The 11,545-nt window shown below is 53.5% G+C and carries 5 protein-coding genes, 1 tRNA gene and 3 rRNA genes; 6 read left to right on the top strand and 3 right to left on the bottom strand.

Annotated features, from left to right (window positions below):
* The 6 genes from L384_RS00010 to L384_RS00030 all read left to right on the top strand — a co-directional run.
* Positions 1-1,449: ribosomal RNA gene (locus L384_RS00010) — 16S ribosomal RNA — on the top strand; the annotation flags it as partial.
* Positions 1,450-1,533: 84 nt separating this feature from the next.
* A tRNA-Glu gene (locus tag L384_RS00015) sits at positions 1,534-1,609 on the top strand.
* Between the two features lie 182 nt (positions 1,610-1,791).
* Positions 1,792-4,695 (top strand): 23S ribosomal RNA (locus L384_RS00020).
* Positions 4,696-4,883: 188 nt separating this feature from the next.
* Positions 4,884-4,999, top strand: a 5S ribosomal RNA gene (rrf, locus tag L384_RS00025).
* A 128-nt stretch (positions 5,000-5,127) separates the two neighbouring features.
* Positions 5,128-5,580, top strand: coding sequence for a DUF4385 domain-containing protein (locus tag L384_RS0121465; protein ID WP_006811623.1), 453 nt, complete (start codon positions 5,128-5,130; stop codon positions 5,578-5,580).
* Between the two features lie 151 nt (positions 5,581-5,731).
* Entirely contained in the window at positions 5,732-7,039 is a 1,308-nt protein-coding gene (locus tag L384_RS00030; RefSeq protein WP_023325082.1) for an MFS family transporter, read from the top strand.
* Here the strand turns inward: L384_RS00030 and L384_RS00035 are convergent.
* The 3 genes from L384_RS00035 to pat all read right to left on the bottom strand — a co-directional run bounded on the left by L384_RS00035 (position 7,036) and on the right by pat (position 11,534).
* The gene (locus L384_RS00035) at positions 7,036-7,359 is read right to left on the bottom strand and encodes a YfiM family lipoprotein (RefSeq protein WP_003860739.1); all 324 of its coding nucleotides are present in this window, start codon (positions 7,357-7,359) and stop codon (positions 7,036-7,038) included. The genes L384_RS00030 and L384_RS00035 overlap by 4 nt on opposite strands.
* Positions 7,360-7,405: 46 nt before the next feature.
* Positions 7,406-8,761 carry a CDP-diacylglycerol--serine O-phosphatidyltransferase gene (gene pssA, locus L384_RS00040; RefSeq protein ID WP_023325081.1) on the bottom strand — a complete coding sequence of 452 codons (1,356 nt, stop codon included), beginning with the start codon at positions 8,759-8,761 and terminating at the stop codon, positions 7,406-7,408.
* 109 nt (positions 8,762-8,870) lie between these two features.
* Positions 8,871-11,534, bottom strand: coding sequence for a bifunctional acetate--CoA ligase family protein/GNAT family N-acetyltransferase (gene pat / locus L384_RS00045; protein WP_023325080.1), 2,664 nt, complete (start codon positions 11,532-11,534; stop codon positions 8,871-8,873).
* Positions 11,535-11,545: the final 11 nt, after the last annotated feature.

Below are 11,545 nucleotides of genomic sequence, written 5' to 3'. Positions count from 1 at the left end.
GCTGACGAGTGGCGGACGGGTGAGTAATGTCTGGGAAACTGCCTGATGGAGGGGGATAACTACTGGAAACGGTAGCTAATACCGCATAACGTCGCAAGACCAAAGAGGGGGACCTTCGGGCCTCTTGCCATCGGATGTGCCCAGATGGGATTAGCTAGTAGGTGGGGTAACGGCTCACCTAGGCGACGATCCCTAGCTGGTCTGAGAGGATGACCAGCCACACTGGAACTGAGACACGGTCCAGACTCCTACGGGAGGCAGCAGTGGGGAATATTGCACAATGGGCGCAAGCCTGATGCAGCCATGCCGCGTGTATGAAGAAGGCCTTCGGGTTGTAAAGTACTTTCAGCGGGGAGGAAGGCGATAAGGTTAATAACCTTGTCGATTGACGTTACCCGCAGAAGAAGCACCGGCTAACTCCGTGCCAGCAGCCGCGGTAATACGGAGGGTGCAAGCGTTAATCGGAATTACTGGGCGTAAAGCGCACGCAGGCGGTCTGTCAAGTCGGATGTGAAATCCCCGGGCTCAACCTGGGAACTGCATTCGAAACTGGCAGGCTAGAGTCTTGTAGAGGGGGGTAGAATTCCAGGTGTAGCGGTGAAATGCGTAGAGATCTGGAGGAATACCGGTGGCGAAGGCGGCCCCCTGGACAAAGACTGACGCTCAGGTGCGAAAGCGTGGGGAGCAAACAGGATTAGATACCCTGGTAGTCCACGCCGTAAACGATGTCGATTTGGAGGTTGTGCCCTTGAGGCGTGGCTTCCGGAGCTAACGCGTTAAGTCGACCGCCTGGGGAGTACGGCCGCAAGGTTAAAACTCAAATGAATTGACGGGGGCCCGCACAAGCGGTGGAGCATGTGGTTTAATTCGATGCAACGCGAAGAACCTTACCTACTCTTGACATCCAGAGAACTTTCCAGAGATGGATTGGTGCCTTCGGGAACTCTGAGACAGGTGCTGCATGGCTGTCGTCAGCTCGTGTTGTGAAATGTTGGGTTAAGTCCCGCAACGAGCGCAACCCTTATCCTTTGTTGCCAGCGGTCAGGCCGGGAACTCAAAGGAGACTGCCAGTGATAAACTGGAGGAAGGTGGGGATGACGTCAAGTCATCATGGCCCTTACGAGTAGGGCTACACACGTGCTACAATGGCGCATACAAAGAGAAGCGACCTCGCGAGAGCAAGCGGACCTCATAAAGTGCGTCGTAGTCCGGATTGGAGTCTGCAACTCGACTCCATGAAGTCGGAATCGCTAGTAATCGTGGATCAGAATGCCACGGTGAATACGTTCCCGGGCCTTGTACACACCGCCCGTCACACCATGGGAGTGGGTTGCAAAAGAAGTAGGTAGCTTAACCTTCGGGAGGGCGCTTACCACTTTGTGATTCATGACTGGGGTGAAGTCGTAACAAGGTAACCGTAGGGGAACCTGCGGTTGGATCACCTCCTTACCTTAAAGAACCTGCCTTTGTAGTGTCCACACAGATTGTCTGATGAAAAGTAAATAGCAAGGCGTCTTGCGATTGAGACTGTACGTCCCCTTCGTCTAGAGGCCCAGGACACCGCCCTTTCACGGCGGTAACAGGGGTTCGAATCCCCTAGGGGACGCCACTTGCTGGTTCGTGAGTGAAAGTCACCTGCCGTCATATCTCAAAACTGACTTACGAGTCACGTTTGAGATATTTGCTCTTTAATAATCTGGATCAAGCTGAAAATTGAAACGACACACAGCTCATGTGTGTTCGAGTCTCTCAAATTTTCGCAATCGGAAGTGAAACATCTTCGGGTTGTGAGGTTAAGCGACTAAGCGTACACGGTGGATGCCCTGGCAGTCAGAGGCGATGAAGGACGTGCTAATCTGCGAAAAGCGCCGGCGAGGTGATATGAACCTTTGACCCGGCGATGTCCGAATGGGGAAACCCAGTGTGTTTCGACACACTATCGTTAACTGAATACATAGGTTAACGAGGCGAACCGGGGGAACTGAAACATCTAAGTACCCCGAGGAAAAGAAATCAACCGAGATTCCCCCAGTAGCGGCGAGCGAACGGGGAGCAGCCCGGAGTCTGAATCAGCTTGTGTGTTAGTGGAACGGTCTGGAAAGTCCGACGGTACAGGGTGATAGTCCCGTACACGAAAGCACACTTGCTGTGAACTCGAAGAGTAGGGCGGGACACGTGGTATCCTGTCTGAATATGGGGGGACCATCCTCCAAGGCTAAATACTCCTGACTGACCGATAGTGAACCAGTACCGTGAGGGAAAGGCGAAAAGAACCCCGGCGAGGGGAGTGAAAAAGAACCTGAAACCGTGTACGTACAAGCAGTGGGAGCACCTTCGGGTGTGACTGCGTACCTTTTGTATAATGGGTCAGCGACTTATATTCTGTAGCAAGGTTAACCGTATAGGGGAGCCGAAGGGAAACCGAGTCTTAACTGGGCGTTAAGTTGCAGGGTATAGACCCGAAACCCGGTGATCTAGCCATGGGCAGGTTGAAGGTTGGGTAACACTAACTGGAGGACCGAACCGACTAATGTTGAAAAATTAGCGGATGACCTGTGGCTGGGGGTGAAAGGCCAATCAAACCGGGAGATAGCTGGTTCTCCCCGAAAGCTATTTAGGTAGCGCCTCGTGAACTCATCTTCGGGGGTAGAGCACTGTTTCGGCTAGGGGGCCATCCCGGCTTACCAACCCGATGCAAACTACGAATACCGAAGAATGTTATCACGGGAGACACACGGCGGGTGCTAACGTCCGTCGTGAAGAGGGAAACAACCCAGACCGCCAGCTAAGGTCCCAAAGTCATGGTTAAGTGGGAAACGATGTGGGAAGGCACAGACAGCCAGGATGTTGGCTTAGAAGCAGCCATCATTTAAAGAAAGCGTAATAGCTCACTGGTCGAGTCGGCCTGCGCGGAAGATGTAACGGGGCTAAACCATGCACCGAAGCTGCGGCAGCGACACTTATGTGTTGTTGGGTAGGGGAGCGTTCTGTAAGCCGTTGAAGGTGTGCTGTGAGGCATGCTGGAGGTATCAGAAGTGCGAATGCTGACATAAGTAACGATAAAGCGGGTGAAAAGCCCGCTCGCCGGAAGACCAAGGGTTCCTGTCCAACGTTAATCGGGGCAGGGTGAGTCGACCCCTAAGGCGAGGCCGAAAGGCGTAGTCGATGGGAAACAGGTTAATATTCCTGTACTTGGTGTTACTGCGAAGGGGGGACGGAGAAGGCTATGTCAGCCGGGCGACGGTTGTCCCGGTTTAAGCATGTAGGCGGAGGTTCCAGGTAAATCCGGTACCTTTTAACGCTGAGGTGTGATGACGAGGCACTACGGTGCTGAAGTGATAAATGCCCTGCTTCCAGGAAAAGCCTCTAAGCATCAGGTAACACGAAATCGTACCCCAAACCGACACAGGTGGTCAGGTAGAGAATACCAAGGCGCTTGAGAGAACTCGGGTGAAGGAACTAGGCAAAATGGTGCCGTAACTTCGGGAGAAGGCACGCTGATAGGTAGGTGAAGTCCCTGCGGACGGAGCTGAAATCAGTCGAAGATACCAGCTGGCTGCAACTGTTTATTAAAAACACAGCACTGTGCAAACACGAAAGTGGACGTATACGGTGTGACGCCTGCCCGGTGCCGGAAGGTTAATTGATGGGGTTAGCGGCAACGCGAAGCTCTTGATCGAAGCCCCGGTAAACGGCGGCCGTAACTATAACGGTCCTAAGGTAGCGAAATTCCTTGTCGGGTAAGTTCCGACCTGCACGAATGGCGTAATGATGGCCAGGCTGTCTCCACCCGAGACTCAGTGAAATTGAACTCGCTGTGAAGATGCAGTGTACCCGCGGCAAGACGGAAAGACCCCGTGAACCTTTACTATAGCTTGACACTGAACACTGGTCCTTGATGTGTAGGATAGGTGGGAGGCTTTGAAGCGTGGACGCCAGTCTGCGTGGAGCCATCCTTGAAATACCACCCTTTAATGGCTGGTGTTCTAACGTAGACCCGTGATCCGGGTTGCGGACAGTGTCTGGTGGGTAGTTTGACTGGGGCGGTCTCCTCCCAAAGAGTAACGGAGGAGCACGAAGGTTGGCTAATCCTGGTCGGACATCAGGAGGTTAGTGCAATGGCATAAGCCAGCTTGACTGCGAGCGTGACGGCGCGAGCAGGTGCGAAAGCAGGTCATAGTGATCCGGTGGTTCTGAATGGAAGGGCCATCGCTCAACGGATAAAAGGTACTCCGGGGATAACAGGCTGATACCGCCCAAGAGTTCATATCGACGGCGGTGTTTGGCACCTCGATGTCGGCTCATCACATCCTGGGGCTGAAGTAGGTCCCAAGGGTATGGCTGTTCGCCATTTAAAGTGGTACGCGAGCTGGGTTTAGAACGTCGTGAGACAGTTCGGTCCCTATCTGCCGTGGGCGCTGGAGAATTGAGGGGGGCTGCTCCTAGTACGAGAGGACCGGAGTGGACGCATCACTGGTGTTCGGGTTGTCATGCCAATGGCACTGCCCGGTAGCTAAATGCGGAAGAGATAAGTGCTGAAAGCATCTAAGCACGAAACTTGCCCCGAGATGAGTTCTCCCTGAGACTTTAAGTCTCCTGAAGGAACGTTGAAGACGACGACGTTGATAGGTCGGGTGTGTAAGCGCAGCGATGCGTTGAGCTAACCGATACTAATGAACCGTGAGGCTTAACCTTACAACGCCGAAGGTGTTTTGGCGAAGAGACGAAATTTTCAGCTTAGATTCAGAGTCCGAAGGATTTTGCGCTGAGACAAGGCGGCAAACGAAGGAAAGGAAGGAGCATACTGAGGTATGTGACTGACTTTACGAGAGCAGCCAACGCAGTATCAGTGCGAAAGACACAGGACAGAGCACAAGAATTTGCCTGGCGGCTGTAGCGCGGTGGTCCCACCTGACCCCATGCCGAACTCAGAAGTGAAACGCCGTAGCGCCGATGGTAGTGTGGGGTCTCCCCATGTGAGAGTAGGGAACTGCCAGGCATCAAACAAGAAAAACCCCGTACCGTAAGGTACGGGGTTTTTTGCTTTGGGCGCGGAAAACATGCTGGATGGCGGCTTCCCCTTATCCGGCCTACAATTGTTAAAACAATTTTAACAATGGTGCCGCTTTGACTCGTCCCTTTGATTATCAACAAGATTTTGCCAATATTAATTTTCGCGAACATCCCGAACGGTATCAGGTGGGCCGGGGTGAGCAGGGCGTATTGATGGTCGAGCCTTATAAAAGCGAAATCCTTCCACACTGGCGTTATAAAAATGCTGAAGTCGCAGCGCGTTCGGCAGAAGAGATCTACGCCCTCTTTGAAGAGTACCGCAGGAATAACGATTTTGTAGGTATGGATATGGCGCGTAAATTCATACAGATGGGATACACCCGTGCCCGGCGATACGCCAATCATAAAGGCGGAAAAAAGTATGATGAGAAGCGCCAGGTCAAACCCCTCGATCACGATCCAGTAAAAGCAGAGGCCGCTGCGGTATTCAAAACGTGGTGGGATAAAATTCGTGCCGATGAAGATTATTTGCAGCGAAAAAAGGCTCACCAGCAAGCGTGGGGATAATTACTACGTCCGCTAATAATTCGATACCTGATCGAGTTCACAAAATCCAATGAAACATATTGGAAACATTTTATTTACCTAACGATTCGTTTTAAATCCGGTTTTACTGTTTGTGGGCAATGGCCCGCAATGTGAGACAGGGGATTTTAAAATGACAGAAACCGTAGCCAGTGCAGATACGGATAACACAAGTTTAGCAGGCAAGGATACTCGCCGTCGGGTTTGGGCAATCGTTGGAGCTTCATCGGGGAACCTTGTAGAGTGGTTTGATTTTTACGTCTATTCATTCTGTTCACTCTACTTTGCGCATATCTTTTTCCCATCAGGGAACACCACAACGCAGCTTCTGCAAACCGCAGGCGTTTTTGCCGCCGGGTTCCTGATGCGTCCCATTGGCGGATGGCTGTTCGGCAGGATCGCGGACAGGAAAGGGCGCAAGACATCCATGCTCATCTCCGTATGCATGATGTGCGTCGGCTCGCTGGTGATTGCCTGCCTTCCCGGATATGACACTATCGGAACATGGGCACCGGCGTTGTTGCTGCTGGCACGTCTGTTCCAGGGGCTGTCAGTGGGTGGCGAATACGGCACCAGCGCGACATACATGAGCGAAGTGGCTGTTGAAGGGCGCAAAGGTTTCTATGCATCATTCCAGTATGTAACCCTCATTGGCGGACAGCTACTGGCGTTACTGGTTGTGGTGCTCCTTCAACAAATCCTTAGCGATGAAGATTTACGCGCCTGGGGCTGGCGCATACCGTTTGCCCTGGGGGCCGCCCTGGCGGTTGTGGCGCTGTGGTTACGCCGTCAGCTTGATGAAACCTCCCAACAGGAGGTCAGGGCGCTGAAAGAAGCCGGTTCGATGAAAGGGCTGTGGCGTAACCGCAAAGCATTTTTGATGGTACTAGGCTTTACCGCCGCAGGCTCGCTAAGCTTCTATACCTTCACCACCTATATGCAAAAATATCTGGTCAACACCACGGGCATGCATGCTAACGTTGCGAGCGTCGTCATGACGGTGGCGTTACTGGTCTTTATGCTCATACAGCCGATTGTTGGCGCGCTGTCGGACAAAATAGGTCGCCGCACCTCCATGCTGATCTTTGGTGGCATGCTCACCCTGGGGACTGTTCCGCTTTTGACGGCGCTACAGCATACAACCTCTCCGTATGCCGCTTTCGCTTTGATTATGGTGGCACTTATTATTATTAGTTTTTACACGGCAATCAGTGGCATTTTGAAAGCGGAAATGTTTCCCGCACAGGTGAGGGCGCTGGGCGTAGGCCTCTCTTATGCGGTCGCTAACGCCCTGTTTGGCGGTTCGGCAGAATATGTCGCGCTATCCCTAAAGTCATGGGGCAGTGAAACGACCTTCTTCTGGTATGTCACCATCATGGGGGCGCTGGCGTTTATTGTCTCCCTGATGCTGCATCGTAAAGGAAAAGGGATTCGCCTTTAATAATGCGCCATCTGCCAGACGGCGTAGCCGGTTGTTGCCCCGGCTACGTCCCAGGCAAAATCTTTCCAGCTCCAGCCGCTTCCCGAGGGGCGGCTATCCCAAAGTTCTTTTGATGCCCCCAGGCTAATGGAGAACATGAGCCCCATTGTGGCACTTCGATCCCGGCTATACCCCTGGTGCAGCGCATACTCATTACCCGCAGCGGACAACATTGCAGACGCCAGAAAGTGTTGAGCTTTATCCTGACCCGACCAGTTATCATTAGCCATATGGCTGCAACCGGTCAGGAAAAGAGGGATTATCAGGAAAGGCGTACGCATTAACAGACTCCATAAAAAAAGCCCCGTCGATGACAGGGCTCGTGTATTACAGAATGCGGCTGATGAGGCGGTCGATACGGATCCGACGTAGACGGCGAATCAGCTTGCGAACTTTCACCGGATAATCAGCGATGCTTTGCAGATCGCGATAATGACGAACCACGGTGGTATGCGTGCGTATAAGCTCCAGCTCACGATCGCGTTTCGCGGCTAACGCATGGTGAGGATCATGAATAAGGATGGCGTTTTCCAGATCCAGACGCCAGGCGCGTGGGTTCAGGTTATTACCGGTCAGCAGCATCCACTCGTCATCCACCCACATCCCTTTGAGGTGATAGCTGTTGTCTTCATCTTTCCAGAGACGCACAACCAGCTGGTCCGTGTTCACATAGTACTGTAAACGGCTCAGGAAGCGGCGCAGGTTAATCTCATAGAGATAAGGCAGTGCGCCGATGATCTTGAAAGGCTGATCTTCCGGAATGAAAAAGTCATTTGCCGTTTTATCCCCGACAATGATTTCCACCTTTTTACCATCACGCAGCAGCTGAATGATATTACGCACCAGAACGGCGGGAAGGTTAAAGTAAGGGGTGCAGATGGTGAGCTTATGTTCAGCGCACGGCATCAAATGAAAGATGGTCTTGTTCAGCAGGCTGGATTTCCCCAGGCCTACCAGGGGCGTAACGGACAGTTCTTCATTACTGGCATCACCCTGAAAACGATAAACCGCATCGCGCAGTTCCTGGCGGAAGGAGCGAACGTCGTTTTTGATTTCCGGGCTTTTCGGGCGATGAGGATCGTCAAGACGGTGCACACCCCGACCATGAACCAGGTTTTTATCAACCCAGTTGAACATGATGTCAGCCATCTGCGGATTGCGGATCAGATGGTAGCGATCGTAGCGGTATTTATCGAGCTGATGGAGATACACATCATTCAGGCTGGCGCCGCTATAAAGGACGCTGTCATCAATGATAAATCCTTTAAAATGAAGAACGCCAAGCGCTTCACGGGTATTCACCGGTACGCCATACACCGGGATATCAATACCCGGATTTTCCTGGGCCGTGCGGCAATACCAGTCAGCATTGGTATTCGAGGCAGCCGCACCAATACGGCCACGCTGAGCACGGTGCCAGTCAACCAGCACGCGAACATCCAGTTCCGGACGCTGACGTTTCGCTTCATAGAGCGCGTTCAGGATCGCACGCCCACCTTCATCTTGTTCAAGATAGAGCGCCACAATGCAAATACGTCGCGTAGCGCTGGCAATCTTTTCAAGAAGCGTCTCCCGGAAATGAGCGGGAGCATAAAAGAACTCTACATCATCAACTGACTGAGAAATCTTCGGTAGTTGAGCAAGGTGTTGTTGATGTTTATTACGCTTAAATTTTGACAACATCACAGTGCGTTTCTTCTCTGTTCATTGAAGGGTTGTCTGTACCAGGCAAACAACATAAGCGGACAATGATACCCCAGTGCCGGTAAAAGTGGGTAACATTTCCAGCAGCTTACTCTTGTTTATCCGTCGAAGTCAGGCTGAGGGACAGAGAGACAATGCCTTCATCCAGCTGGATATCAACGTCAAAACCGAGCTTCCGCGCCAGGGTCACCATACCCCGATTGTTTGGCATAGTAATGCCATTCAGGCGTGACAATCCGTGATCGCGCGTATAACCAATGAGTTTTTCGAGCAGCCGTCTGCCCAACCCCAAACCCTTAAGATCGGAACGCACCAGTACGGCAAACTCGGCATCCACGTTATCCGGGTCGGAAATAGCGCGCGTCACGCCGAGGATCTCCTCTCCCGCTCCGGAACGGCGGACCGCCACAATCGCCATTTCTCGATCGTAGTCGATCTGGGTCATATTGGCTAAATCGTCGTGGGTAAATTCATTGATTTCGCTGAAATAGCGATAGTACAAATCTTCCTTCGTCACCTGCGAGATGAACGCCCGCAGCAGCGGCTCGTCTTCCGGCAGGATAGGGCGAAACAGCGCCCGCTCCCCATTTTTCATCTCCACCCACTCTTCCAGATGAAGAGGATAAGGACGAATGGCGAGACGGCTTTCCGGGTCACCGATATAGGGCGCAATATCCAGCGTCACGTCCAGGGCTGTAAATTCATTTCCGGAGGCAAGAAGGGGGTGAATATCCAGGCGCTGGATCTCCGCACAGTCAACAATGAGGTTGGAGACCTTCACCAGAAACTGGCTTAATCCGGCGATATCAAGCGGCCGCAGAGCGCTTCTCCCGCGGATTTTTTTGCTTTTGATGGCCTGAATAATTAAATAACGCGCCAGGTTCATGTTCAGAGGGGGAAGCGCGACAACCGCCTGTTCTTCTGGCCGCCACTCAACGCCGCCTTCACCCAGCATAATGAGCGGACCAAAAACCGGATCGTGTTCGACAACCACGCGCAGCTCCTGCGCACCTGCACGGTTGGCCATGCTCTGCACCAGCAGGCCGTGGATCCTGGCCTGTGGCCACGTCATTTTTACGCGATCGATAATGGCATCCGCGGCCTGTTGTACTTCTGTCGCGGTGCGCAGATACAGCATGACGCCCTGCACATCCGATTTGTGCGGAATATCGGGAGAGCGCAGCTTCAGCGCGACCGGATAACCAATCTGCTCAGCAATATGTACCGCCTCAGCGCTGTCGCCGGCAATCCAGGTGGGCAGGGTTTGCATTCCATAACTGCCAAGAATGGGTTGTACCTCATGTGTATCAAGAGAAGTGGCGCCCTCTTCGATGGCCTGCTGCAAAAGCCTGTGCACATCCACCGAATTTGCGGTGAGATTGCCCGGCAGGGCAGGCGTTTCACGCAGCTGCTTCTGGTTGCGGCGGTATTCAACCATATGCATAAACGCGGTAATGGTGCCCTCTGGGGTACGGTAGGTTGGCAACCCGGCTTCACTAAACAGACGCCGTGCCTCCTGCGAGGAGAATTCGCCGCACCAGTTGGTCAGCAGGGTAACGTATTTACCGCGGGGATGGTTTCGGACCGCCTCAATCAGCGCACGCGCACTTTCGCTGCCTGGCGCAACCGCGCTGGGCGAATGGATAATCATCAGCGCATCAAAGTCCTGGCTATCCAGCAAAATCGTGATCGCCTTAATGTAACGATCGCTGCTGGCATCATCGCGCAAATCGAGGGGATTATCGGGAACAACGCTTCCCGGTAACGCATCCCGCAGGCGCCGGAGCGTCTCTTCACCCAGCGTGGCCAGCTTGCCGTTGCGTAGCCAGAGCTCGTCCAGCGCCAGGGCGGCGGGAGCTGCACCGTTGCTGACAATCATCAGCTTTTCACCGCGCAGGGGGCGCATGTGGCTTAACGTTTCGACGGCGGAAAAAAGCTCGTGCGTATCCTGTACCCGCAATAAACCGGCGCGCTGGATCGCTGCATCCCATGCGGGATCCATCCCGGAACGGGAATGTAGCAGGCGCTGAGCCGCGGGGCTGCGCCCGCTTTTGATGACCAGAATCGGTTTATTACGTGATGCGCTACGCGACGCCGACACAAAACGACGGGCGTCGCTCAGGTGTTCAAGGTAGAGCAGGATAGCGCTGGTTTTGCTGTCACGCGCCAGGAAATCCAACAGCTCATCGACGTCAATGTCCAGGCTGTCGCCGAGGGCAATGAAATAGGAAAAGCCCATCTCACGCTGCTGCGCCCAGTCGAGGATGGTATTGGATACCGCAGCCGACTGCGAAATAAAGGCCAGTTTGCCTTTACGGATCGGAACCGGGGAAAAACTGGCATTCAGCCCTTGCCAGGGCGCAAGCAGACCGAGGCTATTTGGACCAAGAATGCGCATCTGGTAGCGGCTGGCGCAGGCCAGCAGTTCGGGCTGCTGTTCAGGAGGCGAGGAAAGAATAATGCAGGTTTTACAGCCTTTCTGACCGAGCGACTCAAGCAATTCGAGGTTTCGTTTCGCATGCGTACAGAGCACGGCGAGGTCGGGAACAAACGGTAAACTTTGCACGTCCGGCCACGCCAGCACCCCCTGTACCGCCTTATAAGCGGGCGTAACGGGCATGACCGGGCCGTTAAATCCGCCAGCCAGCAGATTGCGCATCATCAGATACCCTGCGCGGTCCGGTTTCATCGAGGCGCCAATAACGGCAATGGATTTCGGACGGAGTAGCGCTTCTAACCCTCTCTGGCTCATGCAGGCCTCCT

The sequence above is a fragment of the Enterobacter sp. MGH 38 genome, from assembly GCF_000492855.1.
In the GTDB taxonomy this organism is placed as follows: Bacteria; Pseudomonadota; Gammaproteobacteria; order Enterobacterales; family Enterobacteriaceae; genus Enterobacter; species Enterobacter hormaechei_C.
This window is presented reverse-complemented; position numbering and strand designations above follow the sequence as displayed.

Excerpts from the sequence above, each read along its gene's own strand:
- L384_RS00030 (WP_023325082.1), top strand. The coding sequence starts at position 5,732 with ATGACAGAAACCGTAGCCAGTGCAGATACGGATAACACAAGTTTAGCA.
- L384_RS00035 (WP_003860739.1), bottom strand. The coding sequence starts at position 7,359 with ATGCGTACGCCTTTCCTGATAATCCCTCTTTTCCTGACCGGTTGCAGC.
- pssA (WP_023325081.1), bottom strand. The coding sequence starts at position 8,761 with ATGTTGTCAAAATTTAAGCGTAATAAACATCAACAACACCTTGCTCAA.
- pat (WP_023325080.1), bottom strand. The coding sequence starts at position 11,534 with ATGAGCCAGAGAGGGTTAGAAGCGCTACTCCGTCCGAAATCCATTGCC.